The organism is Rickettsia endosymbiont of Villa modesta (genome assembly GCF_964026485.1).
In the GTDB taxonomy this organism is placed as follows: domain Bacteria; phylum Pseudomonadota; class Alphaproteobacteria; order Rickettsiales; family Rickettsiaceae; genus Rickettsia; species Rickettsia asembonensis.
On sequence record NZ_OZ032157.1, the window covers coordinates 55,806 to 82,567 of the forward strand.

A 26,762-nucleotide genomic window follows, 5' to 3' on the forward strand; every position below is an offset into this window, starting at 1 on the left:
CGTTAAATTTGATAAATTTCGTTATGTTTTAGCATAGAATTTAAACAAATAATAATTTTACGCATGACGGCAACCAAAGCTACTTTAGCTTTTTTGCCTGAAGCAATTAAACGTTAATATAATTGCTTCATTTTACAGTTATATCGCATAGCAACCAGTGCCGCCATATATAAAGCTTTTCTAGCACCAAACCTACCACCGCTAATCTTAGCTATTTTAGTTTTTTGACCGCTCTGGTTAGTTTTAGGTGCTACCCCAACTAAGCTTGCAATCTCTTTATTATTTAACTTACCAAGTTCAGGTACGTCTATTAATAAAGTATTTGCAGTCTTTTCTCCTACGCCTTTATAACTTGTTAATAATTTGCTTTTAGAGCTTAAATCCTCATCTTCTTTTATCAACTTATTAATATCAGCTTTAATTTTCTTAAGTTGCTCTTTGATAAATTCTATTTGTTTATCTAAATATTTTTTACTCTTACCCGTGCAAATCTTAACTCTACATTGATTAGCATGTAGCTCTTCTTCTAAGCTCTTTTCTACTAGCCTTAGGGATTGCAATTCATACTGTAAATCAGAAAGAATAGCATCGCCTTTTTCTTCATTAGAAACAAAAATAGCGTATTGCTCTAGTAATATCGCATCTAATTTATCAGTCTTTGCAAAATGGTTACTAGCTTTAGCAAAGGCATATACCTTATTTGGGTGTGTTCTATGTACCACAATATCCCACTCTTGAAGCTTCTTCATTACAAGACGCTCATAACCTTCCGTCGATTCTAATACACAAAGCTTAATTTTATAATGTTTTTTATTCATAGATATATCTAATGTTGCTTTTGATACATCTATATACTTCTTCAACATGAAGAGTTGTTAAAATGATTAGGCACAATGGTTTGAAAATTGTCATTTACCAATGAAGAAATTTTATTTTTATATTTTTCAATATTTTCAAAAAATATTCGTATAGAATCAGTAAATGTCTCAAAATTCGCATAAAATTTATTGTTACTTACAACAGAATGCATAAATTTCCACAGTCGTTCAATTGGATTCAAATTAGGACTATATGCTGGCAAAAATAGTAACTCTATTTTACTGTATTGTAGATATTCTTTTGCCTTTTTTGACCTATGATATCCAGCATTATCGCATATCAAATAAATCTTACTTTTATCTTGATTATTTGCTTCTAATTCCTTTAAAAATTCAATAATATAATCACCATTAACCTTAGGATTGTCAGTTGTTACTACCTCTAAATCCTTAAGATTAATAGCACCAATAATATGTTTACGCTTCCAACCACTGAAACTTGGTAATGTTTTAACTACATTCTTTCTAATCCAACCAAATCTTGCTCGAGTTTGGTATTGAGGATGAACACTATCCATAAAATAAATAGACTCATCTTTAGCTAAATTATTTTTTAGCAAACTATATTGCAGCTTAAATTCCTCTTGCTTAGCTAAATCTATTTTTCCAGGAATTAACTTAGGTTTCTGATAACTAAAACCAAGTCTGTGTAACAGCTTGATTACCCCAGCTAATGTATAGATTACTCCATATTGACGTTCTATGAACAAACCTATATCTCTAGCATACACATAATTATTATTTTCTAGATGAACTATTAACTCTGCTTCCTCCTGTCTAGTAAGTTTACTATCACTACCGCCATTTCCAGGCTTAAGCTTCTGAGCATTATGATAATCTATACTTCTTTAACTTGAAAAGTTGGAAAATGAATATTTAGATGAGCGAATAATCAATGTTCTTATGGATAATTAATATCTAATACTACCAATTCTTCAGGTAAAAGAAGTATATAAGGGGCTTAATTGTTTTGCAAAAATTGCGAAAGAAGTTGAAAAGAAACTAGATAATAACCTTAGGTATTACATATTGTAAAACAAGTATCAACGGAGTTAAATTTTTACAAAATAAAGCAGTAGAAGTTAAAATTGACGGCGAAATGCGGTTATTTACCAACATTTTTTATAAAAATTCTCAAGAAGAACTATTACTAAATTTTGATCATTACGGCAATCATAATGAAGCAGGAAATTTTGCTAATAGCCATAAATTAGTAGAAGCACTCGGTGATTTAAAAAGAAGTAACTGAGTTACTATATAAGAAATCAGGGTTACTCGGTATGTCCGGTGAGAGCTCTGATATGCGTACTTTGCTTGCCAGTAACTCACCTGATGCTAAATTTGCTATAGATTTATTCGTGTATCGCATTGTACTTGAAATAGGTAAGCTAACTGCTGCTCTTGAGGGGCTTGATTGTCTAATTTTTACTGCCGGTGTCGGACAGAATTCCCCTGTAATACGTGAAATGATTACCGAAAAACTTTTATGGCTAGGCATTAAAATAGATGATACAAAAAACCAAAAAAACGAGCATCTAATAAGTGCATCTGATAGTAAGGTTAAAGTTTTTGCTGTGCCGACAAACGAAGAGCTAATCATCGCTGAAGAAGTGATGAAGTTTTTATAACACAAATTGGTTAATTTTTAATTACTTCTACCTCTATTTTTCTTTATTAACTTTTTTTGAAATAAAATATATGCAACTATAGATATATTTTTAACTTAAATTTTGAGGGAAGTTATGCCGGAAGATTTTGATAAAAAGAAAGCAGAAAAACAAATAAAGGATATTAAAAATAATAAGATAAATCCATATATAATGATGCAATGAAGAAAGATTCTAGAGTGAATTTTATGCAGAAGCAAGTTATAGCTAAAAACGCAGCAGCAGGTTGTAAGACAGCATTAAAAATAGAGCAGCAAGCAAAAGAAGCAGGTATTAGTTTAGATAAAGATGCTATGAGACGCTTAGAGAAAATAAAAAGTCGTTATATAGAAGCTACTAAGAAAGCAGAATTTCAAAAATTTCAAAGTGATCCAGCTCATAAAACGAATCAACAAAAAGCTGAAGCATTTAGGAGTGGTGCAACAGCTGCTGCTAAAAAACAAAGAAAAGAAGATTATAGGACAGGTGGGTGGGGTAAATAATTAAATTATAATTTTATTGCATTAATTGGTACTGGCTACTATTTTAAGGTATGTCTATACTTCACGCTACAATCTTAACAGTTTTTCCTGAAATGTTTCCTGGTACTCTGAGGTATTCTTTAGCAGGGCAAGCACTGCATAAAAATATTTGGTCATATGATATTATCAATATTCGGGATTTCGGTCTAACTAAGCATAAAAATGTCGATGATGAAGCTTACGGCGGTGGTGACGGGCTTATAATGCGTCCTGATGTTTTAGGCAGTAGTATAGATTATGCCCTTTCTTTAAATCCTAATGCTGAAATTTACTATCCTTCACCTCGCGGTAGAGTCTTTACTCAAAGCTTTGCTAAGGAGATGTTAAAAAATAAAAACCTTATATTCTTATGTGGACGTTACGAAGGGATTGACGAACGTGTAATTGAAGAGTATAATGTTGAGGAAATTAGTGTAGGCGACTACATTTTATCCGGCGGAGAAATACCTACCCTTGCCATTCTCGATTGCTTAATTAGACTACTGCCAGGTGTTTTAATGAACCAAAATACCTTATCTTCCGAGTCTTTTGAAGAAGACGGGGAATTTAAGGGCGGGCTTGAATGCGGTCTATATACAAGACCTGAAATTTGGCGTGATCGAGCTGTACCGAGTGTTTTATTATCCGGTAACCACAGTCTAATTAATGAGTGGAAAAAAGAGCAATCACGTATGATTACTAAATTACGCCGTCCGGAGTTACTTAAAGATTTATAGAGTTAAGGAGTTAAAAAAATGAATATTATTGACCGCTTTGAACAGGAAAATATTTCAAAGCTTACTGCAAATAAAAAAATTCCTGATTTTGAAGCCGGCGATACAGTTAAGGTAACTGTTAAAATTATTGATAGATCGATTGAGAAAGACGGTAAGGAAAAATTAACGGAAAGATTTCAAGCTTATGAAGGTGTAGTTATCGCAAAAAGAAATCGTGGTATTACTTCATCTTTCTTAGTACGTAAAATTAGCCATGGTAAAGGTGTCGAAAGACGCTTTATGACTTACTCGCCGATAGTATACTCTATTGATGTAGTAAAATACGGGGTAGTTCGTCGTGCTAAACTTTATTATTTAAGAAATAGAAGCGGTAAGTCTGCTAGAATTAAAGAGAGACATATCCCTATTGCTAAAACCAAAGCAGCAAAAGCTTAAATATGCTTGGTGTTGTTGCGTGGATTGGCTTTCCAGTGTCATCCCGCGACTTGATCGCGGGATCCAGTTAAAAATATTAACATTGTTAGTATTTTTAGTTTTTTTATGGATACCGTGGTCAAGCCACGGTATGACACCGAGGCGTTTTTAGATCCACGCAGCCTATGGCTGCTCGCAATGACGACTTAAGTATTCATGCAAGCAAACCTACTAAATCCCTAAAGTATCTCTATAAAGTTCAAGCATAGCATCCTGCTCGGCAAGTTTGTCTTTATCCAATTTTTTCAGCTTTAATATAGATTTCATAGCTTTAACATCAAATCCATGTGAAGAAGCATCTTGGAAAATATCTTTTACTTCTTGAGATAAATCAGCTTTTTCTTGTTCTAATCTTTCTATTTTGCTTATATATTGTTCTAATTGTTCTTTTACTACTACTTCTGACATAAAAAATCATTTAACCTTTTTAAAATTACTATATAATACAAATAATGTAATTCTTATTCAATATATAATAATGCAAATTTATCCTTTAAGGCTTTTACCTAATAAAATCGATTTTGATTTTATGAACTTTAAAAAAGTCAGTTACACTTTCTCAATTATTTTATCACTCATTAGCTTTATTTGGATCGGGATATATAAATTTAATTTCGGTATTGATTTTGCCGGCGGTATAGTTATTGAAGTAAGGCTTGATCAAGCTCCTGATTTGCCAAAAATGCGGGGGGTTCTAGGTGAGCTTGGAATAGGTGAGGTGGTCTTACAGAATTTCGGTAGTGAGCGTGATTTATCGATTAGATTCGGTAGTAGTAGCGAAGAAAATCTCATGAAAAATATTGAGTTAATTAAAGCATCTTTGCAAAGTAATTTTCCGTATAAGTTTGAATATCGTAAGGTAGATTTTGTCGGTCCGCAAGTCGGTAGGCAGCTAATAGAAGCGGGGGCTATGGCGATGCTGTTCTCTTTCTTAGCTATTATGGTTTATATTTGGGTGCGTTTTGAGTGGTATTTTGGTCTTGGTATACTTATCTCCTTAGTGCATGACGTAATACTCGCTCTTGGGTTTATGAGTATGACAAAGCTTGATTTTAACTTAAGCACTATTGCCGCAGTGTTAACTATTATAGGTTATTCCGTTAATGATTCGGTAGTAATATATGATAGGATTAGAGAAAATTTACGTAAATATCATAAAAAAAATATCACGGAAATTATAAATTTAAGTATCAATGAGACTTTATCAAGAACTATTTTAACGGTAATTACTACACTACTTGCCAATTTAGCCCTTATTCTTTTTGGTGGTGAGGCAATCCGTAGTTTTAGTGTCCTTGTATTTTTTGGGATAATAGCCGGTACTTATTCATCAATTTTTATCTCCGCTCCGATACTTACAATGTTCGCTAATAGAAAGTTTGATAAAAAAGTAATAGAAAGGTAAAAAATCGTCATTGCAAGCGGGCATCGCCTGTGTGGATCTAAAAACGCTCTCGGTGTCATACCGTGGCTTGACCACGGTATCCATAAAAAAACTAAAAATACTAATATTATTAGTATTTTTAACTGGATCCTGCTACAAGCTCGCGGGATGACAACTGAAAAACTAATCCATGCAACAACGCTCGTCTTTCCTCGCAATGACGTTTTTAAGCCATAACGAGAATAGTTTATGCTAAAAGAAGAAGACAAAATTTTTACTAACCTACATGGGCAGCAAAGCCATGATTTGAAATCTAGCAAGAAGCGAGGCGATTGGGATAATACTAAAGCTTTGCTCGACAAAGGTAGAGAGTTTATTATTGAAGAGGTCAAGAAATCAGGGCTTGGAGGGCGAGGCGGTGCTGGGTTTTCTACAGGCATGAAATGGTCATTTATGCCTAAAAATTCAGAGAAGCCTTGCTATTTAGTAGTAAATGCTGATGAGTCTGAGCCAGGTACTTGCAAAGACCGTGATATATTAAGGTTTGAGCCGCACAAATTAATAGAAGGCTGTTTGCTTGCAAGCTTTGCTATAGGAGCGAATGATTGCTATATCTATATTAGAGGTGAGTTTTATAATGAAGCTTCTAATATTCAGCGTGCTTTAGATGAAGCTTATAAAGACGGGTTAATAGGAAAGAATGCTTGTGACTCAGGTTTCGATTGTAATATTTATTTACACCGCGGGGCGGGGGCTTATATTTGCGGTGAGGAAACTGCATTACTTGAAAGCTTAGAGGGTAAAAAAGGCATGCCTCGTTTAAAGCCGCCTTTTCCTGCCGGATTTGGGCTATATGGCTGCCCGACTACTATAAATAATGTTGAGTCTATTGCAGTAGTGCCGACCATTTTAAGACGAGGAGCTAGTTGGTTTGCTTCTATCGGTAAGCCTAACAATACCGGTACTAAGATTTTCTGCATATCGGGGCATGTTAATAAGCCTTGCAATGTTGAAGAGGTAATGGGGATTTCGTTAAAAGAATTGATTGAGAAATATGCCGGTGGTGTTCGAGGCGGTTGGGATAATCTTAAAGCCATAATTCCGGGCGGTTCTTCGGTGCCTTTACTTCCTAAGTCATTATGTGAAGTGGATATGGATTTTGATAGTTTAAGAACCGCAGGTTCTGGACTTGGTACAGGTGGTATTATAGTTATGGATAAATCTACCGACATTATTTATGCAATAGCAAGGCTTAGTAAATTTTACATGCATGAATCATGCGGGCAATGTACTCCCTGCCGTGAGGGTACGGGCTGGATGTGGCGTGTTATGATGCGGCTAGTTAAAGGTAATGCCCAAAAATCCGAGATAGATGAACTTCTTAATGTTACGAAAGAAATAGAGGGGCATACTATTTGTGCCTTAGGTGATGCGGCAGCTTGGCCGATCCAAGGGCTGATACGCCATTTTAGAAGCGAGATTGAGGAGAGGATAAAGGGGTGGTCCAGTGCTATATGAACGTTCAGGATGTCATTCCCGCGTAGGCGGGAATCCAGTACCTTTCTATGTCATACCGTGGCTTGACCACGGTATCCAGGAAACAATAAAAATACTAATAATATTAGTATTTTTAACTGGATCCCGCGATCAAGTCGCGGGATGACAGGAGTGGAATTGAGCTATGCACCACCACTAATATTAAGCTTGATTAATTAAAAAAAATATTATGCAAACAGATAATACAAAATCAAACACTAATAAAACAGCTAGGCAAGAGTGGGGGTCTTTTGCTTTTGTAATATGTATCGCTTTACTTATTAGAATACTTATTATGGAGCCGTTTACCGTTCCGACCGGTTCTATGAAAGCAACCATACTTGAGAATGACTATATATTTTCTACGAAATATAGTTATGGTTATAGTAATTATTCTTTATCTTTTTTCGATTTTATTCCTCTTTTTAAAGGACGAATATTTGCTTGTGAACCGGAGCGTGGCGATATTATAGTTTTTCGTCCGCCTAACGATATGAATGTTAGATATATAAAGCGTTTAATAGGGCTACCCGGCGATAAAATTCAATTGATTGATGACGTAATATATATTAACGATAAAAAAATAGAACGCATGGAAGTTGGAACTTATATAAGCGAAGAGGGAATAAAATATTTGAAGTTTAAAGAAACCTTGCCAAACGGTAGAACATATTTTTCTTATAAGCTTGTTCCTATTTTTGGCGTTATATATAATGATAGATACGGTAACACGGATGTTTTTTATGTACCTGAAGGAAAATATTTCTTTTTAGGGGATAATAGAGATCAGTCAAATGATAGTAGAGTAAATCTTGGATTTGTACCGTTTGAAAATTTTATTGCTAAAGCACAATTTATTTGGTTCTCAACAAAAATAACTTGGTGGGATAATGATATAGGAGTTATTAATCTAGTACTAAGGTTAAAACCATGGATTGAATCTGTTAGGTTAAATCGAATTTTCAGAAATCTTTATAACACGGATTAGTATACTCATTTAATTTGAAAAATTGGCGGCGTTACTTTTCGCTTATAATCCTCACGTATTATATATACGCTGCGGTTATAAGCTTCAAAGTGCCTTGCTCTTTTCCAAATTAAATCTCGTCTACATCGGCGTCACATTTATCAGAGGTTTAATGGTAGCATTTGAGAAGTTAGAAAAGCTGCTTGGCTATAGTTTCAAAAATAAAGAGCTTTTAATAGAGGCGTTGAGTCACCCGTCTTTAAGACAACATCATGAGTATAAGGATAATAAAGATTATGAACGATTAGAGTTCCTAGGTGATGCTGTATTAAATTTAGTAGTCACGGAAATTTTATTTAGAAATTTTGCAAATTATAATGAGGGGAATTTAGCTAAAACTAGATCATATTTAGTTTGCAAAGAAACAATATGTATGGTTGGGGCTAAACTTGCTTTAAAAGATTATATAATTATAACTCATGGTGAAGAAGTAGCAGGAGGGCGAGATAATCCTAATAATATAGAAAATGCCACGGAAGCTTTGATTGCAGCTATATATCTTGATAGCAATATTGAAACAACCCATAATATTATCGGGAAATTATGGGCAGAATTTATAAAAGTTCAGAATTTAACGGATTATGATCCAAAAACTGCTTTACAAGAATGGGCTCAAGCGAGTAGCCATCACCTACCTATATACCGTCTGATAAAAAGAGAAGGAGCAGCCCATTCATCAACTTTTACAGTGCTTGTGAAAGTAAAAGATTATGAACAAACAGGTACGGGGTATTCTATAAAAGAAGCCGAAAAAAACGCAGCAAGGAAATTATTACATAAGCTCAAATAAATAATTATCAAAATGTAATATAACAGCGAGAGCATAATATGATAAAATATTTACGGTGGTCACTTTCTATATCTAAAGGTAATAAGTTATTAAGATTCGGTCGATGCCATTTAGCAATCGAAGCTTATAATAAAGCTATTTTATAATAGCTCCGAACCGTTCAGATGCTTATTATAATAAAGGGAGGGCTTTATATGCATCAAATTTACATGATATAGCTATTGATAGTATAAATAAAGCCATTGAATTAAATCCTACTCGCTCAGAATTTTATCATCTTAAAGCATTCGTTCTAAATAAATTACAAGAGTATAGTTTAGCGGTTAAGAATTGTGATATAGCTATTACTTTAGATCCCACAAACGCATTTTTTTACCACAATAAAGGAACAACATTATATAACTTAGGTTTACATGAATTAGCTATTTTAGCCGTTGACAAAGCTATTGAGTTGAATCCTAATAACCCCATTTTTTATGAGAGTAAAGGCAAATTTTTATTTACGCTAGGTAAATTTGATTTAGTAGTAAAGAGTCTTGATGAAGCTATTAAATTAGCGGATAATAATTTAAATGTTCATGCTGCTAAGGCTTTGGCGTTGGTAGCATTAAAAAAATATGACTTAGCAGTAGAAAGTTACAACAAAGCTATGGAGTTAAACCCTAATGATGCGGATTTGTATCATGATAAAGGTATAACATTAATTAAATTAGGTGATTATGAATCAGCATTTAAAGTAATAAATAAATCTATAGATTTAGACCTCACAAATCAAGGTAGATATGATGCAGTTATTGAGGCTTATGATGAAGCGATTGAGCTAGATCCAAATAATGCAGATTTATACCATGATAAAAATGTTATTCTACAAAAGTTAGATAAAAATAAATTGTCTCAAGACTTTATTAAGGCATTTAATTTGAAACGTGATGACGCAGTTTTTTGTGTTGATAAAGCTTTAAGTGTAGCCCAATTATGTGAAGAAGATTTAGTAGGAGATTTAGTACAAGAAGCTACTTCTCAAAACCTTTATGCTATTAAAGCTTGTATGTTTAGTGTAGAAGGAAAATATGATGTAGCACTTGAAGCTATTAATAAATGTATTGAATCAGAACCTGAAAATTTTTATTCATATTATAATAAAGCTAGAGTTTTATATAGTTCAAAACAATATGCTTTGGCACTTATAAATTTTAACAAAGCTATAGAATTAAATCCTAATAATGCAGGATTATATTATAATAAAGCTATGGTTTTAGCTCAGTTAGGTAACTATACTTCTTTTACCTGAAGAATTGGTAGTATTAGATATTAATTATCCATAAGAACATTGATTATTCGCTCATCTAAATATTCATTTTCCAACTTTTCAAGTTAAAGAAGTATATAGCTAAAATAGGGATGAGTAGTTATGGATGGTTTATGGGGTTTAAGTTGCATATAGTAATTAACAATAAGGGAGCGATTATGGCGATCAAAATTACCAAAGCAAATAATAGTGATTTATCGGTAGCAGACGATATAACTGATGGATTACAAGGTAAACTCTTTGGTGATAAGGGATATATTTCTAAGGAATTATTTACTAAATTATTAGGTCGTGGATTACGCTTATTTACAGGAATTAGAAAAGATATGAAGAATCATTTATTGGAAATGGAAGATAAAATACAGCTTAGAAAAAGGTCGTTGGTTGAGTCAGTATTTAATGTCCTAAAAAATAATATGAATCTTGAACACTCAAGGCATCGATCACCTACTAATTTTTTAGTTCATATTCTAGCTTGTGTTAATGCTTTTAATATTACTAAAACTAATATTTTAAACTCTTTTTTCGATAATCTTAAACTCTTCTTATCCTAAACTGGCGTTAGGAAGCTAGATGTATTAAAATATGACAAAACAAGTTCAAAAAACAATTTCGGTTTGTATCATTGGGCGACCAAATAGTGGGAAGTCGACTTTGTTAAATAGAATGATCGGTGAGAAGCTTTCAATCGTTACCCCAAAAGTTCAAACTACTAGGTCAATTATTACCGGTATTATTACCTTAAAAGATACGCAGGTAATTTTATACGATACGCCGGGAATATTTGAGCCGAAAGGAACGCTTGAGAAGGCGATGGTCAGATGTGCGTGGTCTAGTTTGCATAGTGCGGATTTAGTAATGTTAATTATCGATAGTTTAAAACCGTTTGATGATGTAACGCACGATATTTTAAATAAGCTTCGTTCACTTAATATTGTTCCGATATTTTTATTGAATAAAATAGACATCGAATCAAAATATATAGATGACATTAAGGCTTTTTTAACGGAAAATCATCCTGATAGTTTGCTTTTTCCTATATCTGCTTTATCGGGCAAAAATATTGATGGATTACTTGAATATATAACAGGTAAGGCAAAAATTTCTCCTTGGCTTTATGCAGAAGACGACATAACGGATTTACCGATGCGTTTTATTGCCGCAGAAATCACGAGAGAGCAATTATTTTTTAATTTGCAGCAAGAGCTACCTTATAAATTAACCGTACAAACCGAAAAATGGGAAGAACTCAAAGATAAATCCGTAAAGATTAATCAGGTTATAGTAGTTTCAAGAGAGAGCTATAAAACTATAATACTTGGTAAAAACGGTTCTAAAATCAAAGAAATAGGGGCAAAATCTCGAATGCAAATGGAGCGGTTTTTTGGCTTCCCTGTTCATTTATTTTTATTTGTTAAGGTGCGTGAACTGTGGGAAAATAACTCTGATTTTTATGAGTATACTTCTTTTACCTGAAGAGTTGTTAAAATGATTAGGCACAATGGTTTGAAAATTGTCATTTACCAATGAAGAAATTTTATTTTTATATTTTTCAATATTTTCAAAAAATATTCGTATAGAATCAGTAAATGTCTCAAAATTCGCATAAAATTTATTGTTACTTACAACAGAATGCATAAATTTCCACAGTCGTTCAATTGGATTCAAATTAGGACTATATGCTGGCAAAAATAGTAACTCTATTTTACTGTATTGTAGATATTCTTTTACCTTTTTTGACCTATGATATCCAGCATTATCGCATATCAAATAAATCTTACTTTTATCTTGATTATTTGCTTCTAATTTCTTTAAAAATTCAATAATATAATCACCATTAACCTTAGGATTGTCAGTTGTTACTACCTCTAAATCCTTAAGATTAATAGCACCAATAATATGTTTACGCTTCCAACCACTGAAACTTGGTAATGTTTTAACTACATTCTTTCTAATCCAACCAAATTTTGCTCGAGTTTGGTATTGAGGATGAACACTATCCATAAAATAAATAGACTCATCTTTAGCTAAATTATTTTTTAGCAAACTATATTGCAGCTTAAATTCCTCTTGCTTAGCTAAATCTATTTTTCCAGGAATTAACTTAGGTTTCTTATAACTAAAACCAAGTCTGTGTAACAGCTTGATTACCCCAGCTAATGTATAGATTACTCCATATTGACGTTCTATGAACAAACCTATATCTCTAGCATACATATAATTATTATTTTCTAGATGAACTATTAACTCTGCTTCCTCCTGTCTAGTAAGTTTACTATCACTACCGCCATTTCCAGGCTTAAGCTTCTGAGCATTATGATAATCTATTAAATGTTTTCTTATCCCTTCATCACTCAGTAATAACACTTTTGATATCTCATCAATACTATAGCTATCATCATACGTGAGAACAGCTTTGATTCTATCACAAATCCTCTTATCCCTTTCGCTTCTATGGTAAAGCTTTAATTCTTCTTTTTCTACTGATGTTAATTTTCTATAAATCCATTCTTACTTAATAACACTTGCTGACTTCTTTGACAATTTTTCATTTACTAGAGGTATATATGAAAGTAAAGTGAAGTGAGAAAATATTTTAAATTTTTCCTTGTCGCATTATTATTTACTTTTCCGGTAATTGGTAAAAGTGACTCAGAAAATAAAACTGTTGATTATATAGAATATTATAACCGGAGTGTTAAATCTTACAAAGCAGGTGGGTATACTTCTTTAACTTGAAAAGTTGGAAAATGAATATTTAGATGAGCGAATAATCAATGTTCTTATGGATAATTAATATCTAATACTACCAATTCTTCAGGTAAAAGAAGTATATAGTGCATTACTTGAAGCTTGTAATAAAGCTATAGAATTAAATCCTAAAGTTTTATATGAGTTAAAAAGTTTAATTTTGGATAAATTAGTAACATATAACCGATTACTTGAAATTTATAATAAAGAAGATGATGATGATAACACGGAGCTAAGAAGTTTAACTTTGGATAAATTGGAGCAATATAACCAAGTGTTTGAGGCTTGTAATAAAGCTATAGAACCAATTCCTATGGTTTTAAAAGATGAGGCTTTATATAAAATACGAGATTCAATCTTATATAAATTGGGACAAAATGATTTCTTATTGGAGGAAATTAACAAAGCATTTTTTCTACATAATCATGCTCATACACACGATATGGATCAATTATTATTAAAAGAGATAGCTAAATAACAATGATAGTACTTGGGATTGATCCGGCACTTGGGAGTCTTGGATGGGCAGTGGTTGCAAAGGATACCGCAAAGCTGAAATATTTAGCTAGCGGTATTATTAAAACAAATAGTAAGGATGAAATTCATAATAGACTTGCCTTTATTAACAGTACATTAGAAAAAGTAATATTAGAATATCAACCAAATATGGCAGCGATTGAAGAAACATTTGTTAATACTAATAGCGTGACTTCGTTAAAGCTCGGCTATGCTAGAGGTGCAATAATGTCGCTAATCGGTAGATATAATTTGGACATGCGGGAGTTTAAGCCGAATACGGTAAAAAAAACCGTGACCGGTTATGGGCATGCAGAGAAAGACCAAATTTTGCATATGATAAAGTTACTTTTGCCTGGAACTTCTGCTATTACCAACTCTGATGAAGCTGATGCAGTTGCAATCGCTTATACTTGTCATGTTATGAGGGTTTAAATGAAGCCGGTTATAATATTAGTTGCCCCGCAAATGGGTGAGAATATCGGTGCTACTGCAAGAGCAATGAAGAATTTTGGCTTAAGTGAGCTTAGAATCGTAACTCCAAGAGACGGATGGCCAAATGAGCAAGCACGTAGTAATGCAGTCGGAGCAGTTAATATTATAGATAATGCAAAAGTTTATGATAGTCTTGAAGATTGTATTAAAGACCTCGAATATTTATATGCTACTACTTGCATTAAAAGGGCTATGAATAAAGATTATGTATTTTCACAAAATTTACCTTTAGATTATCCAAATTCTGCAAAAGTCGGGATAATGTTCGGGAGGGAAAATAACGGGCTTAGTAATGAAGAAATCGCACTTGCCAATAAGATTATCACTATTAACACCACTGAATTTAGCTCATTAAATATTGCTCAAGCGGTTATTATTATATGCTATGAATTATTTCGTAATTCTACGCCTAGAGAAGATATATACTTCTTCAACATGAAGAGTTGTTAAAATGATTAGGCACAATGGTTTGAAAATTGTCATTTACCAATGAAGAAATTTTATTTTTATATTTTTCAATATTTTCAAAAAATATTCGTATAGAATCAGTAAATGTCTCAAAATTCGCATAAAATTTATTGTTACTTACAACAGAATGCATAAATTTCCACAGTCGTTCAATTGGATTCAAATTAGGACTATATGCTGGCAAAAATAGTAACTCTATTTTACTGTATTGTAGATATTCTTTTACCTTTTTTGACCTATGATATCCAGCATTATCGCATATCAAATAAATCTTACTTTTATCTTGATTATTTGCTTCTAATTTCTTTAAAAATTCAATAATATAATCACCATTAACCTTAGGATTGTCAGTTGTTACTACCTCTAAATCCTTAAGATTAATAGCACCAATAATATGTTTACGCTTCCAACCACTGAAACTTGGTAATGTTTTAACTACATTCTTTCTAATCCAACCAAATTTTGCTCGAGTTTGGTATTGAGGATGAACACTATCCATAAAATAAATAGACTCATCTTTAGCTAAATTATTTTTTAGCAAACTATATTGCAGCTTAAATTCCTCTTGCTTAGCTAAATCTATTTTTCCAGGAATTAACTTAGGTTTCTGATAACTAAAACCAAGTCTGTGTAACAGCTTGATTACCCCAGCTAATGTATAGACTACTCCATATTGACGTTCTATGAACAAACCTATATCTCTAGCATACACATAATTATTATTTTCTAGATGAACTATTAACTCTGCGTCCTCCTGTCTAGTAAGTTTACTATCACTACCGCCATTTCCAGGCTTAAGCTTCTGAGCATTATGATAATCTATTAAATGTTTTCTTATCCCTTCATCACTCAGTAATAACACTTTCGATATCTCATCAATACTATAGCTATCATCATACATGAAAACAGCTTTGATTCTATCACAAATCCTCTTATCCCTTTCGCTTCTATGGTAAAGCTTTAATTCTTCTTTTTCTACTGATGTTAATTTTCTATAAATCCATTCTTACTTAATAACACTTGCTGACTTCTTTGACAATTTTTCATTTACTAGAGGTATATATCCTCAACTTTAAGTTAATATTACTATTGTAATACATACTTTAGATTCTAAAGTCAATAGCATTTTTAAATTAAAAATTAAAAAATAAGAGAAAAAATTTTGATAATTATACTTCAAGTAAATGAATAGGGGGGAGTATTGTTTGTTAATACCTAAGCCGTCATTACGAGTGAGCATTGTTGTGTGGATCAGTTTTACCTCTGTTATCCCGTGGCTTGACACAGTGGGTTTTACCGGTTCACGCAACAATGCCTCGTAGGAATGACATAATTAGCTAGAAATGTAGATAAGCATTAAGATAAATATACTTCCTTATCTAAAGTATCTTCGCTGTTATCTATAATCATAGTAATTGTTGCATCGCCGGTAATATTGATAGTAGTACGTAGCATATCAAGTATTCGGTCAATACCGGCAATAATTGCTACTCCCTCTATAGGTAAGTGAACCGAAGAAAGAACCATAGGAAGCATTATCAAAGAGGCCCCGGGAATGCCGGCTCCGCCGATAGAGCCAAGTGTTGAGGTAAGAATAATTACTAAATAGTCGTGAGGAGCAAGCGTTACTCCCATCATTTGAGCAAAGAATATAGTAGTAAGAGATAGATTTATGGCGAATCCGTCCATATTAATTGACGCCCCTATCGGAAGTACGAATGAAGTACTAGACTCTGAAATGCCAAGCTTTTCACGACAAACTTGCATAGTAGTTGCAAGAGTTGCCTTACTACTTGAAGTAGAAAAAGCAAGTATCTGATATTCAAAACTTTTTTTATAAAAAGGTATAGGGGAAACACGGCAGAATACATATATAAGTAAGCCAAAAACTAAATATTGAAATGTCATCGCCACAACTACCGCTACAACAAGTTTCGATAAACTAATCATTACTTCAACTCCCTGCATGCCTACAATCCAGCCTGTTAAAGCAAAAGCACCGTAAGGGGATAATTGAATAACAAACGATATCATTTTTAATATTAATTTTGACATTACATGAATTAAATCAGTAACAGGTTCACCGATAGATTTCATTTTGTTTAAGGTAATCCCAACAAAAATAGCAAAAAATACAACTTGCAAGACATCACCGTTTGCAAAAGCCCCAACAGCATTATCAGGGACGATATTTACAAAAAAATCAATTATATTAAATGAAGTTCTACTAGTCGTTCCTGAAGAGGTAAAATCTATATGTATGCCTACTCCCGGCTTTAATACTAAGGCAACAGTAAGACCAAAAACCGTGGCAAAAAAAGTAGTACCTAAAAAAGCGGCTACCGCTTTCATTCCTACTCTGCCAAGGGCGGAAGTATCATTCATACTAGTGATACCGGAAACCAAGCTAAAGAAAATTAAAGGGGTAATGATCATTTTTATCAAGCGTAAGAAAATGTCACCGATAGGTTTAATATAATTAACATATTGTGGTAAGTATATACCAAATATAATACCTAAGATTAACCCTAAGGTAACTTTTTGCCATAATTTCATAATTTACTTACTTAATTTTTAAATTTACTCAACTATAAGTTTATTTACTATTTTGGTCAATCCATTCTAAGTACTTTTGAAAGCCATAGTCAATATTTATTTTTATTATTTGCGGTAATTCATAATTATGAATTTCAAGGAGTTTATTTTCAATTTCGTTATAATTAGAAGATTTTGTTTTAATTACAAGTCTATATTCAGTTTCTAAAGTCACTCTACCATCCCATCTAAAGTAACTTTTGACATCGTCAATTTGAATGCAGGCAGCAAGATTTAATTCTAACAAAACAAATGCTATTTTCTCGGCAATTTGCAAATCATTAGTAGTCGTTAAAATTAAACAGCAATCTTGCATGCTTAAACCTCAACAAAACAATTAGGTGTTTCATATAGTTTGAGGCTCGCTACGAAGAAGTTTTGACCTACGAAAAGTTTAGGAAAAATTTCATCCTTTAAATGCGTCGCTATATTTTCTGCAGTTGGGTTATTCTGCATGTAATATATTTTTTGACCGGTACAATTTTCTATTTGCTGCCCCATTTCCTTATCGTCTTGATGTAGGATTAAGCTATGATCAAAATTTTCATCAATCCATTTTTTAGCTAAATCCTTAATTAAACCAAAATCGATTACCATACCAAGTTTATCGGTTTTGTTTGCGGCTATAGCGATCTCAAGAACATAGCGATGACCGTGCAGGAATTGACATTTATTTTGATGTCCTATAATTCTATGTCCTGCATCGAACTCAATACGACGAGTACATTTTATCATTATTATATACTTCCTTTCTCTATTGTCATGCCGTGGTCAAGCCAACTTTGTTGCATGGCTCGAAAAACCTACTCAATGTCATTCCCGCGTAGGCGGGAATCCAGAAAAAGATTATAAATACAGCAAATTTTTAAAATGTAAAGCTCGATTTATCTCGCTTTACCCTGGATTCCCGCCTACGCGGGAATGACATAAACGAGCCATGCGGGCAACGTCGGTATGACAACTTTCTACAAATTCAGTAGTAACTTCTCTGGATTTTCAATAAGCTCTTTAATTTTTACCAAGAACGATACTCCTTCTTTCCCATCAATTATACGATGATCGTAAGATAAAGCTATATACATCATCGGACGTATTTCAATTTTACCGTCTATAACTACAGCTCTTTCCTCGGTTTTATGTAAGCCTAGAATACCTGATTGAGGAGGATTAATAATCGGTGTAGATAATAATGAGCCATATAAGCCTCCGTTAGAAATCGAGAATGTCCCCCCTGACAAATCAGCCATAGAAAGCTTACCTTCACGAGCTTTTTTAGCCAAAGTGCCTATAGCTTTTTCCACTTCGGCAAATCCCATTTTATCGGCATCCCTAACAACCGGTACAACAAGCCCTTGCTCTGTTCCGACAGCTACACCTATATCATAGTAATTTTTATATACTAAATCATCGCCGTCTATTTCAGCATTTACCGACGGAATAAGCTTTAAAGCTTCAATTGTTGCTTTAACAAAAAACGACATAAAGCCAAGTTTCACAGCGTGCTTTTTCTCAAACTCTTCTTTATATTGATTACGCAAGGCAATTACTTTTGACATATCGATTTCATTAAAAGTAGTCAAAATAGCTGCTGTATTTTGTGAATCTTTTAAACGCTGTGCAATAGTTTTACGTAAGCGTGACATACGAACACGCTGTACTCTTTCTTCATTAGTTTTGTTTACTGTAGGAGTAGAAGTAGCAGCAGACGGTGTGTTTATTGTTTCAAGCACGTCACTTTTGGTAATTCTACCGTCTCTACCTGTTCCTTTTATATTATTGGGATCAAGCTTATTTTCGGTAACTAATTTTTGTACGGAAGGAGCAAGAATATTATTAACCACGGCAGGTTTTTCTACAGGCTTTTCTGAAGTAGGCTGCGTAACTGCTTGAGCTTTAGCAGATTCATTATTAGTACCCGCAGTATTTGCAGATGCCCCTTCATTTATTTCGCCTATTTCTTCGCCAACCGCTACATTTGCACCGTCAGTTTTCAATATTTTACCTATAGTGCCGTTACAAGGAGCATTAACTTCTAAAGTTACTTTTTCGGTTTCAATTTCTAACAGTAATTCATCGGTTTTAACCGAATCACCTTCTTTCTTATACCATTTGGCAATAGTTGCTTCCGTTACGGACTCTCCAAGCGACGGTACTATAATTTTAACGCTCATAATTTATTTTACTCCTAAAAATGCGTTTCCTATGTCATTCCCACGTAGGCGGGAATCCAGTAATTAAAAGGCACAAACACACTAAATTTTTAAAATTAAAAGCTCGATTTATCTCGCTTTATGCTGGATTCCCGCCTACGCGGGAATGACATTAAGAACCACAATATTCACACCTTTAATGCTTCCCTTAATAGCTTCTCTTGCTGTTTATTATGTGTTTGCAGCGAACCTGCTGCCGGAGAGGCTGATTCCTCTCTACCTACATATTTAAATTCATTATTAATTCCTGCTTCTTTTAAAGCATCATTTAAGTAAGAAGCTATATAATGCCAAGCTCCCATATTCTTTGGTTCTTCCTGACACCAAATAAATTCCTGCGTCCTATTATATTTTTTTAATAGTGATGCTACAAGTTTTTTTTCAAAAGGGTATAATTGCTCAAGCCTAATAATCACTATATTACTGTTATTGTCACGCATTTCAAATAGATCGTAATATACCTTACCGCTACATAAAATTACTTTAGTAATATTGCTTGTGTCTAGTTTATTTACTTCATCTAAAACCGGTAGGAAAGTAGTATTTTCGCTTAGCTCATTAAGTTTAGATACGGCATATTTATGACGTAATAATGATTTCGGCGACATTACGATTAGCGGTTTGCGGGTATCATCAAGTATTTGACGACGTAGCAGGTGGAAAATCGAGGCAGGAGTAGTTGGATATGTAACATATATATTATCCTCAGCCGCCAACTGTAAGAACCTCTCAAGTCTTGCCGAACTATGCTCCGGTCCTTGTCCTTCAAATGCGTGAGGTAACAAAACCACAAGTCCGCTCATACGAAGCCATTTTGTTTCGCTGCTTGAAATAAACTGGTCCAAAATGATCTGAGCTCCATTAGCGAAATCACCGAATTGTGCTTCCCATAAAACTAAATTTTTTGGATTTGCGAGTGAATAACCATACTCAAAACCAAGCACCGCATATTCAGATAAATTACTATCGGCTACCTCGTATTTTGCTTGTTCTTTAGATAAATTATTTAGAGGTATATAGGTAGTATCGTCAATTTGGTTGTGCAATACTGAATGACGATGCGAGAAAGTACCGCGTCCGCAGTCTTGTCCGGTTAGCCTTATATTGGTACCTGAAGCAAGCAAGCTTGCAAAAGCTAGCTGCTCAGCCGTTGCCCAATCAATAGGCTGCTCAGCCGTTAGATTGACTTTTCGAGCTTCAAATAGTTTTACAAGTTTTGGATTAACGGCAAAATCTTTCGGTATTTCGCATAGTTTAGTTCCTAAATCTTGTAATGTTTTTTTCCCGACGCCCGTTATTGCAGCTTGTGTACGAGTACGAGAAATGCCTTGCCATAACCCACCTAAGAAATGTGCTTCCGGCTTATAATTCTTGGCTTGCTCAAACTCTTTATCTAGCTTTGCTTTAAATTCTTCTTTTAACTTAGTAAAATAGTTATTGTCAATTACACCGCTTTTTACTAACTCATTTGCGTAAATATTGCCGGGAGTCGGTTTGCTTTTAATGATGTTATACATCTTGCCTTGAGTATACATCGGCTCATCGCCCTCATTATGTCCGTATTTGCGGTAACAAATAATTTCGACTACAACATCCTTACCGAATTTTTGCCTATATTCTACCGCAATATTGGTGGCTTTTAACACTGCCTCTATATCATCACCGTTAACGTGTAAAATCGGAGCAGCGATGATTTTAGCAAACTCCGTAGAATATCTGCTAGCTCTAGTATCCGCAGCATTAGCCGTAAAACCTAGCTGGTTGTTAATGACGAAATGTAATATTCCGCCGATATCATAAGCAATGAGCGGTGACATTGATAAGCTTTCGGCAACTACGCCTTGACCGCAAAAAGCAGCATCACCATGCACTAAAATAGCCTTAACTTTACTGCGTTTGGTATCTACAAGAATATCCTGTTTTGCTCTTACTTTCCCTGCAACTATAGGATTTACCGCTTCTAAATGTGAAGGATTATCAGCTAGTGATAAATGTATTTTTTTATCCCCAATGACTCTATCCGATGAATAGCCTAAATGATATTTCACGTCACCTGAAACATTTAATTCATCAGGGAATACGCTGCCGCTTATGAAGCCCGCAATAACAGCTTTATATGGCTTACCTACTACTTTAGTCAGAGTGTTTAATCTCCCTCGATGTGCCATACCGATAACGATTTCTTCAACGCCTTGGTTCATGGATAAATCTATAGCTTTACTCATAGCAACTATAGAAGCATCACCCCCTTCAATGGAAAAACGCTTAGCTCCAGGAAATTTTGTATGTAAATACTGCTCAAATCCTTCTACTTCTACTAAATCATTTAAGATAGTTTTTTTGTCTTCAGGAGAAAATGTAGCTTCGTTTTCTAGCTGACTATATAACCAGCTTTTTTCTTCTACATTTTCTATTTGTTCAAATTCAACCCCGATAGAACCTGTATAAGTTTTATCGAGCTTGGTAACTAATTCAGATAATTTACAGTTCCAATTACCAACAAATTCATCCGTAATATTGATATTTTCTTCTAGCTGACCGCTATCAAGACCAAAAGTTTCTATATTAAGCTTTAAATCATTTTTTGTTTTACGTAGCTCAAGACCAAGCGGGTCAAGATTTGCTAAATAATGAGCATGCTTGCGATAAGCATTAATCATTTCTTTAGCTTTTAAACTACTTAAGCCTTCAGAAGATAAATTATTTAACGGTTCTTTTTTTATTTCATACGGAATAATTATCTTTGCCGTACTTTTATTAAGCACAGCACTATTATCCTTAATGCCGGCAAAAAATTCTTGCCAAGTTTGATCAACTGAAGCGGGATTAGCTAGATATTGCCTATATAATTCTTCAACAAAAACAGCGTTCCCGCCAAATAAATAACCGGTTTTTTTTAGATATTCTTCCATATTGTTGTTTGTATTGTTTGATTGCACATAAGTATGTCATTCCACCTACGGACGTTGTTGTAGGGCTCGTTTATGTCATTCCCGCGAAAGCGGGAATCCAGTCCTTTTTGGTGTCATTCCCGGGACGAAGTTCCCGGGATCCAGTTAAAATACTAAATTTATTAGTATTTTTTATTGTTTTTCTGGATCCCGTGGTCAAGCCACGGGATGACATCGGTTATTCGCCTATAAATATTTCCCTTCTAAATACCCTATATACACTTCAGGGTTAATTTTTTCCTCACCGCTAGCACTTTTTAATAAATCGGCTGAATTTTTTAACGAACCGAGATTTCTAAAATTCTTATTTAGATAATTATTTAGATTACTAAAATCACCCTTTAATATATCATCTTTTATATTAGGATACATCTCTTTTACTTTTTTCATCACCATTGATGCGATAATTGCACCGTTTGTATAAGCGGGAAAGTAACCGAAATTTCCGTGTGACCAGTGAATATCTTGAAGACAGCCATTACTAAAGCTTACCGGTTTAATGCCTAAATATTCTTGCATCTTATTATCCCAAAAGCTTGGTAGCTCATCAAGATTCAAATCACCGGTGATGAGTAGCTCCTCTATCTCAAAACGCAATATTACATGCAATGGCTAAGTTACTTCATCTGCATCCACTCTTATAAAATCAGGTTTAACTTTAGTAATCTTTCTATATAAATTTTCTGCTGAATATTCTTCGCTTTTAAAAGCAAATTCGTCTCGAAGTAATTTAGCTAAAAACTCCGTAAATTCTCTTGATCTACCTACTTGCATCTCCATAAATAAAGACTGGCTTTCATGAAAAGCCATACTTTAGCACGTCCTACCGGCTGTCCTTTATACATTTCCGGTAGATTCTGCTCATATAGAGCATGACCTGTTTCGTGAATAATTCCCATTAAACCGCTTATGAAATTATCTTTATAATACCTAGTAGTTAAACGTATATCGTTTGGTGTTCCACCGCAAAAAGGATGAGTAGATTCGTCTAATCCATAATGCGTTTTCCGATACGCTTTTGCATTTCAGGAGCTAGTTCGGCGTTCTTTACTAGTTCTTTCTCGCTTTTCTGTTTTGCTAAAACTTTATTTATGAGCTGCGGGAGTTCTTTTTAAGCACTGAAAAAACTTGTTTGATTTCGCTACTTCTTTCTGCTTGGATCAAACATATCTATTAATGAGTCGTATAATCCGCAATTAAAAGCATCTGCTCGTACTTTTGCAACTTCTTGCGTATAATCTAAAACTTTTTGTAAATGCGGTTTGAATAAAGTATAGTCATTATTTTTTCTTGCTTCTCGCCAAACAAGTTCAGCTTTGGTAGTCGCTGCTACTAGTTTCTTTTGTAGCTGCTCGTCAATACAATTTGCATCTATTATTTGCCTCTCAATCTCTCTAATATTAGCATTTTGCCAATCGTCAAGACTCTTTGATTCTTCTTTTGCCTTGCTAACTAGCTCTTTTAGCATAGGAGATTTGAGCAGCAAGTGAACGAGCGACGTTAAAGTTACTATTTCGTTTGTCCTACTCTCACCTGAACCCATAGGCATATTTACGGCAACATCCCAGTATAATATGCTCAAAATATTATTAAAATGCGAAATGGTCGCAAATTCGTTTTCTAGTTTTGTATAGTTGTTGTTCATATTTTTTTCCTGCTATGTCAGTCCCATTTTCTTTATGTCATTCCTGCGAAAGCAGGAATCCAAAAAAAGTATAAATACAGCAAATTTTTAAAATTAAAAGCTCGCTTTATGATGGATTCCTGCTTTCGCAGGAATGACATCGAGCACTTTTCTCAAGCCATGCAACAACACCCCGCTTATGCGGGAATGACATCGGAGTATAACAACTCCTTTGCTGCTTTTAAACTTGCCTCGGTGATTGTTTTACCTGAAATCATGCGGGCGAGTTCCTCCTGTCTTTCAGCTAAATTTAAAGCTTTTACCGTTACTTTCGTTTCTTTCTCTAGCTGTGTTTTCTCGATTTTTATATGCAAATCCGCTTTACCTGCTACTTGCGGCTGGTGCGTAATAACTATTACTTGAGTAACGCTACTAAGTTTTTTTAATCGCTCACCTACTTTATCTGCGACCTCTCCACCAATCCCGACATCTATTTCATCAAATATAATAGATGGTTTTACCATTTTATCAAACAAAGAAGTTTTTAAAGCAAGCATGAACCTTGATAATTCACCGCCGGAAGCGATTTTATTAATTGCTTCCGCTGCCGTTCCTGGGTTAGTAGAAGCTTTAAACACAATATCGTCACTGCCACCGGCTGCCGGCTCTTTTCTAGCTTCTATCTCAATCTCAAAAATTGCTTTCGCCATTTTAAGCTGTTTTAGTTCCTGATGCAACGATTCTTCTAAATGTTTTGCAGCGATAAGACGCTTTGCGGATAAATCGCCGGCTAGTTCATAATATTTTTTCTGCAATAGCACTTCTTGAGCTTTTAACTCATTACTATTTGCTATTTTGTTTTTTAATATACCGAGCTGCTCTAAAGATTTATCTAAAAATATTCCGAGTTCATCAGTGGGAACGTTATATTTACGACTAATAGCTTTTATTAAAAATAATCTTTCTTCTGTTTCTTCAAGATTATATTCCTCATAATTAAAACTATCTAACAGATTTGATAATTCTTGGCGTGCTTCTTCTAGATTATTATATGCTTCTTCTAAACTTGTAGCTATAGTTTCAAAACGCTTATTATCACCTTGTCTTACTAATAATTTCTCTGCTCTATTAATCGATGTATTTATTTCGGGATTATTAATCTGTTCTAGAATATCTTTTATTAGCTGTAAATCTTTATCTTTATTTTGCAAATCTTTTCGTATATTTGCGAGTTTTTCTTCTTCGCCTATTTGAATGTTTAATTTAATTAATTCTTCCGTTGCAAAACTTAAATACTCAATTTCTTGGTCTATAGAATTTTGTTTAAATGTTATTTCGGCAATTTCTTTTCGAATATTTTGCCAAGTCTGATAACATTTGGAAAGCTCCTCTCGGAAGCCTAAAAGATTTCCGTAACTATCTAAAATATCACGCTGCGTACTTGTTTCTAGAAGGGAAATATTATTATTTTGCCCATGAAGTTCAAATAAGTAAGTAGCTAATTGCTGCATGATAGCCTTATTAACTACTTGATTATTAATAAAAAAATTTTTCCGTCCTTCGGCTTTTTGTAAACACTTTACAAGCAATAATTCTTCAGGTTCAATCAAATTTTGAATCAGAAAATTTTTTATTTCTTCATTTAAAGAGAATATTATATTAACAACAGCGTAATCTTTTCCACGCTTTATTATATTATTTGAAGTTTTATAACCAAGGCAAAATAAAATAGCATCAAGTAAAATAGATTTACCGGCTCCCGTTTCACCGGTAATAATACATAAACCTTTATTAAACTCAATTTCCAGCTCGTCTATCAGAATGAAGTTCTTAACTGAGAGACTATGAAACATATTTATACTCGATGAATTTGAAAAGCTGCGTTGCACGGTTCGTTTATGTCATTCCCGCTTCTGCGGGAATGACATTGAACACTTTTTAAGAACCATGAATATCTTACTACTTGACCAACTTATATGCATAACTATACCACTGACTATCAGGATAATTGTAACCTAGCACTGAGGCATATTTTTTTGCTTCATCCGGCAGCCCAAGCATCATATAGCTTTCAGCTAAACGGTAAAGAGCTTCTACCGAGTGAGAAGTAGTTTGATAATTATCAATTACCTCTTCAAATCTATTAATAGCTGCCATCGGGTTCTTTTTCTTTAAGTAGAACCGACCTACCATCATTTCTTTACCCGCTAAATGATCGTGTACTAAGTCGATTTTTAAAGATGAATCAATAGCATATTTAGTATTTGGGAATTTTGCTATTACATCTTCAAAACTATCTTTAGCTAAGAAAGTTCTAGATTGATCATGATTTACGTCTGAAATTAACATATAATATGATAATGCTTTAAGGTAATATGCATAAGCAATGTCAACATTTGCAGGGTGCAAATTAATGAACATATCAAGCACATCAACCGCTTCTTCATATTGAGCGGCGAGGAATAAAGAATAAGCCTGCATCAATTCGGCTTGTGGGGTCATTTCATTACCCGGATGTTGGTAAAATACTCTTCCGAATTCTTCCGCAGCTTTCTTATATTTTTTCTTTTCTAACAAAGTAACACCTTCGTTATAAAGAGTAGGGATAGGAACTACTATATCATCACTGTTTTTTTTGCTTTTACATCCACTGAAAACTAACCCTATAACTAAAAGGGTACTCGATAATTTTGTTAATTTCATAAGAACTTAAATTCAGTTAATAACTAAATATACATATAGGCTTAAAGAATTTCAAGGATTCAATTTAAAAATACTCGGTGAATTTCAAAAATTGGCAGCGTCGTCTAGCAAGTCCTGCGGTACTGAACGTTTAAGTATACTTCTTTA

At 33.8% G+C, this 26,762-nt stretch carries 25 protein-coding genes and 5 pseudogenes; 16 read left to right on the plus strand and 14 right to left on the minus strand.

All coding sequences use genetic code 11. The annotated features are described in order from the left end of the window. Positions 1–2: 2 nt before the first annotated feature. Positions 3–866: pseudogene (locus AC5584_RS00325) on the minus strand (IS110 family transposase). Then, positions 860–1,720, minus strand: coding sequence for an IS630 family transposase (locus AC5584_RS00330; RefSeq protein ID WP_499217062.1), 861 nt, complete (start codon positions 1,718–1,720; stop codon positions 860–862). Before AC5584_RS00330 ends, AC5584_RS00325 begins: the two are co-directional and overlap by 7 nt. 257 nt (positions 1,721–1,977) lie before the next feature. On the opposite strand from AC5584_RS00330, the gene AC5584_RS00335 reads away from it, so the two are divergent. From AC5584_RS00335 to rplS, 5 genes and pseudogenes are all read left to right on the plus strand, one after another. Further along, positions 1,978–2,127: a hypothetical protein gene (locus tag AC5584_RS00335; RefSeq protein ID WP_499216479.1), complete on the plus strand. Its 150-nt coding sequence runs from the start codon at positions 1,978–1,980 to the stop codon at positions 2,125–2,127. Next, positions 2,117–2,506 (plus strand): annotated as a pseudogene (locus AC5584_RS00340) (acetate/propionate family kinase); the annotation flags it as partial. The gene AC5584_RS00335 and the pseudogene AC5584_RS00340, both read left to right, overlap by 11 nt. A 227-nt stretch (positions 2,507–2,733) precedes the next feature. Beyond that, complete coding sequence (locus AC5584_RS00345) at positions 2,734–3,027, plus strand: hypothetical protein (protein ID WP_499217063.1); 294 nt, start codon at positions 2,734–2,736, stop codon at positions 3,025–3,027. A gap of 50 nt (positions 3,028–3,077) precedes the next feature. After that, positions 3,078–3,782 (plus strand): tRNA (guanosine(37)-N1)-methyltransferase TrmD, encoded by a 705-nt coding sequence (trmD, locus tag AC5584_RS00350; RefSeq protein ID WP_499216480.1) that lies wholly within the window; start codon positions 3,078–3,080, stop codon positions 3,780–3,782. 18 nt (positions 3,783–3,800) lie between these two features. After that, positions 3,801–4,217, plus strand: coding sequence for a 50S ribosomal protein L19 (gene rplS / locus AC5584_RS00355; protein WP_499216481.1), 417 nt, complete (start codon positions 3,801–3,803; stop codon positions 4,215–4,217). A gap of 210 nt (positions 4,218–4,427) precedes the next feature. Here rplS and AC5584_RS00360 read toward each other — a convergent pair whose 3' ends face one another. Continuing rightward, entirely contained in the window at positions 4,428–4,664 is a 237-nt protein-coding gene (locus AC5584_RS00360) for a DUF2312 domain-containing protein (RefSeq protein WP_004996682.1), read from the minus strand. Positions 4,665–4,734: 70 nt separating this feature from the next. On the opposite strand from AC5584_RS00360, the gene secF reads away from it, so the two are divergent. From secF to era, 8 genes and pseudogenes are all read left to right on the plus strand, one after another. Then, positions 4,735–5,661, plus strand: a complete 927-nt coding sequence (secF, locus tag AC5584_RS00365; protein ID WP_499216482.1) for a protein translocase subunit SecF — start codon at positions 4,735–4,737, stop codon at positions 5,659–5,661. Positions 5,662–5,889: 228 nt separating this feature from the next. Further along, a complete protein-coding gene (nuoF, locus tag AC5584_RS00370; protein WP_499216483.1) occupies positions 5,890–7,158 on the plus strand; it encodes an NADH-quinone oxidoreductase subunit NuoF in 1,269 nt (422 codons plus the stop codon). After that, the gene (locus AC5584_RS00375) at positions 7,148–7,303 is read left to right on the plus strand and encodes a hypothetical protein (protein WP_499217098.1); all 156 of its coding nucleotides are present in this window, start codon (positions 7,148–7,150) and stop codon (positions 7,301–7,303) included. Before nuoF ends, AC5584_RS00375 begins: the two co-directional genes overlap by 11 nt. Positions 7,304–7,366: 63 nt before the next feature. After that, a complete protein-coding gene (gene lepB, locus AC5584_RS00380; RefSeq protein ID WP_499216484.1) occupies positions 7,367–8,164 on the plus strand; it encodes a signal peptidase I in 798 nt (265 codons plus the stop codon). 151 nt (positions 8,165–8,315) lie between these two features. Next, positions 8,316–8,993, plus strand: a complete 678-nt coding sequence (gene rnc / locus AC5584_RS00385) for a ribonuclease III (protein ID WP_499216485.1) — start codon at positions 8,316–8,318, stop codon at positions 8,991–8,993. A gap of 145 nt (positions 8,994–9,138) precedes the next feature. Further along, on the plus strand, positions 9,139–10,284 hold the full coding sequence (locus AC5584_RS00390) for a tetratricopeptide repeat protein (RefSeq protein WP_499217064.1): 1,146 nt from the start codon (positions 9,139–9,141) through the stop codon (positions 10,282–10,284). Positions 10,285–10,382: 98 nt separating this feature from the next. Beyond that, positions 10,383–10,856: pseudogene (locus tag AC5584_RS00395) on the plus strand (IS982 family transposase); the annotation flags it as partial. Between the two features lie 31 nt (positions 10,857–10,887). Next, entirely contained in the window at positions 10,888–11,778 is an 891-nt protein-coding gene (era, locus tag AC5584_RS00400; RefSeq protein WP_499216486.1) for a GTPase Era, read from the plus strand. On the opposite strand, the gene AC5584_RS00405 is transcribed toward era, so the two are convergent. Then, positions 11,710–12,807 carry an IS630 family transposase gene (locus AC5584_RS00405; protein WP_499217065.1) on the minus strand — a complete coding sequence of 366 codons (1,098 nt, stop codon included), beginning with the start codon at positions 12,805–12,807 and terminating at the stop codon, positions 11,710–11,712. The genes era and AC5584_RS00405 overlap by 69 nt on opposite strands. A gap of 406 nt (positions 12,808–13,213) precedes the next feature. On the opposite strand from AC5584_RS00405, the gene AC5584_RS00410 reads away from it, so the two are divergent. The 3 genes and pseudogenes from AC5584_RS00410 to AC5584_RS00420 all read left to right on the plus strand — a co-directional run. Continuing rightward, positions 13,214–13,531 (plus strand): hypothetical protein, encoded by a 318-nt coding sequence (locus tag AC5584_RS00410; RefSeq protein WP_499216487.1) that lies wholly within the window; start codon positions 13,214–13,216, stop codon positions 13,529–13,531. 2 nt (positions 13,532–13,533) lie between these two features. Continuing rightward, the gene (gene ruvC / locus AC5584_RS00415; protein ID WP_410527763.1) at positions 13,534–14,004 is read left to right on the plus strand and encodes a crossover junction endodeoxyribonuclease RuvC; all 471 of its coding nucleotides are present in this window, start codon (positions 13,534–13,536) and stop codon (positions 14,002–14,004) included. Further along, positions 14,005–14,490: pseudogene (locus AC5584_RS00420) on the plus strand (RNA methyltransferase); the annotation flags it as partial. It abuts the gene before it with no gap. A gap of 4 nt (positions 14,491–14,494) precedes the next feature. Here AC5584_RS00420 and AC5584_RS00425 read toward each other — a convergent pair. The 10 genes and pseudogenes from AC5584_RS00425 to AC5584_RS00470 form a co-directional block, all read right to left on the minus strand. After that, complete coding sequence (locus tag AC5584_RS00425) at positions 14,495–15,532, minus strand: IS630 family transposase (RefSeq protein ID WP_499217066.1); 1,038 nt, start codon at positions 15,530–15,532, stop codon at positions 14,495–14,497. A 356-nt stretch (positions 15,533–15,888) separates the two neighbouring features. Next, entirely contained in the window at positions 15,889–17,088 is a 1,200-nt protein-coding gene (locus tag AC5584_RS00430) for a dicarboxylate/amino acid:cation symporter (protein WP_045812655.1), read from the minus strand. A gap of 40 nt (positions 17,089–17,128) precedes the next feature. Next, entirely contained in the window at positions 17,129–17,443 is a 315-nt protein-coding gene (gene cutA, locus AC5584_RS00435; RefSeq protein ID WP_499162289.1) for a divalent-cation tolerance protein CutA, read from the minus strand. Positions 17,444–17,445: 2 nt separating this feature from the next. Next, positions 17,446–17,862, minus strand: coding sequence for a 6-pyruvoyl trahydropterin synthase family protein (locus AC5584_RS00440; protein WP_041078891.1), 417 nt, complete (start codon positions 17,860–17,862; stop codon positions 17,446–17,448). Between the two features lie 230 nt (positions 17,863–18,092). Then, entirely contained in the window at positions 18,093–19,298 is a 1,206-nt protein-coding gene (odhB, locus tag AC5584_RS00445) for a 2-oxoglutarate dehydrogenase complex dihydrolipoyllysine-residue succinyltransferase (RefSeq protein ID WP_499216488.1), read from the minus strand. Positions 19,299–19,465: 167 nt separating this feature from the next. Beyond that, positions 19,466–22,249, minus strand: coding sequence for a 2-oxoglutarate dehydrogenase E1 component (locus AC5584_RS00450; RefSeq protein ID WP_499217067.1), 2,784 nt, complete (start codon positions 22,247–22,249; stop codon positions 19,466–19,468). Between the two features lie 70 nt (positions 22,250–22,319). Beyond that, positions 22,320–22,463 (minus strand): hypothetical protein, encoded by a 144-nt coding sequence (locus AC5584_RS00455; RefSeq protein WP_499216489.1) that lies wholly within the window; start codon positions 22,461–22,463, stop codon positions 22,320–22,322. An 11-nt stretch (positions 22,464–22,474) separates the two neighbouring features. Then, positions 22,475–23,933: pseudogene (locus AC5584_RS00460) on the minus strand (carboxypeptidase M32). A 176-nt stretch (positions 23,934–24,109) separates the two neighbouring features. Next, positions 24,110–25,765 carry a DNA repair protein RecN gene (gene recN, locus AC5584_RS00465; protein WP_499216490.1) on the minus strand — a complete coding sequence of 552 codons (1,656 nt, stop codon included), beginning with the start codon at positions 25,763–25,765 and terminating at the stop codon, positions 24,110–24,112. Positions 25,766–25,871: 106 nt separating this feature from the next. Beyond that, entirely contained in the window at positions 25,872–26,615 is a 744-nt protein-coding gene (locus tag AC5584_RS00470) for an outer membrane protein assembly factor BamD (protein ID WP_410527556.1), read from the minus strand. Positions 26,616–26,762: the final 147 nt, after the last annotated feature.

Excerpts from the sequence above, each read along its gene's own strand:
- AC5584_RS00335 (WP_499216479.1), top strand. The coding sequence starts at position 1,978 with ATGCGGTTATTTACCAACATTTTTTATAAAAATTCTCAAGAAGAACTA.
- AC5584_RS00345 (WP_499217063.1), top strand. The coding sequence starts at position 2,734 with ATGCAGAAGCAAGTTATAGCTAAAAACGCAGCAGCAGGTTGTAAGACA.
- trmD (WP_499216480.1), top strand. The coding sequence starts at position 3,078 with ATGTCTATACTTCACGCTACAATCTTAACAGTTTTTCCTGAAATGTTT.
- rplS (WP_499216481.1), top strand. The coding sequence starts at position 3,801 with ATGAATATTATTGACCGCTTTGAACAGGAAAATATTTCAAAGCTTACT.
- AC5584_RS00360 (WP_004996682.1), bottom strand. The coding sequence starts at position 4,664 with ATGTCAGAAGTAGTAGTAAAAGAACAATTAGAACAATATATAAGCAAA.
- secF (WP_499216482.1), top strand. The coding sequence starts at position 4,735 with ATGCAAATTTATCCTTTAAGGCTTTTACCTAATAAAATCGATTTTGAT.
- nuoF (WP_499216483.1), top strand. The coding sequence starts at position 5,890 with ATGCTAAAAGAAGAAGACAAAATTTTTACTAACCTACATGGGCAGCAA.
- lepB (WP_499216484.1), top strand. The coding sequence starts at position 7,367 with ATGCAAACAGATAATACAAAATCAAACACTAATAAAACAGCTAGGCAA.
- rnc (WP_499216485.1), top strand. The coding sequence starts at position 8,316 with ATGGTAGCATTTGAGAAGTTAGAAAAGCTGCTTGGCTATAGTTTCAAA.
- era (WP_499216486.1), top strand. The coding sequence starts at position 10,888 with ATGACAAAACAAGTTCAAAAAACAATTTCGGTTTGTATCATTGGGCGA.
- ruvC (WP_410527763.1), top strand. The coding sequence starts at position 13,534 with ATGATAGTACTTGGGATTGATCCGGCACTTGGGAGTCTTGGATGGGCA.
- AC5584_RS00430 (WP_045812655.1), bottom strand. The coding sequence starts at position 17,088 with ATGAAATTATGGCAAAAAGTTACCTTAGGGTTAATCTTAGGTATTATA.
- cutA (WP_499162289.1), bottom strand. The coding sequence starts at position 17,443 with ATGCAAGATTGCTGTTTAATTTTAACGACTACTAATGATTTGCAAATT.
- AC5584_RS00440 (WP_041078891.1), bottom strand. The coding sequence starts at position 17,862 with ATGATAAAATGTACTCGTCGTATTGAGTTCGATGCAGGACATAGAATT.
- odhB (WP_499216488.1), bottom strand. The coding sequence starts at position 19,298 with ATGAGCGTTAAAATTATAGTACCGTCGCTTGGAGAGTCCGTAACGGAA.
- AC5584_RS00450 (WP_499217067.1), bottom strand. The coding sequence starts at position 22,249 with ATGGAAGAATATCTAAAAAAAACCGGTTATTTATTTGGCGGGAACGCT.
- AC5584_RS00455 (WP_499216489.1), bottom strand. The coding sequence starts at position 22,463 with ATGTCATCCCGTGGCTTGACCACGGGATCCAGAAAAACAATAAAAAAT.
- recN (WP_499216490.1), bottom strand. The coding sequence starts at position 25,765 with ATGTTTCATAGTCTCTCAGTTAAGAACTTCATTCTGATAGACGAGCTG.
- AC5584_RS00470 (WP_410527556.1), bottom strand. The coding sequence starts at position 26,615 with ATGAAATTAACAAAATTATCGAGTACCCTTTTAGTTATAGGGTTAGTT.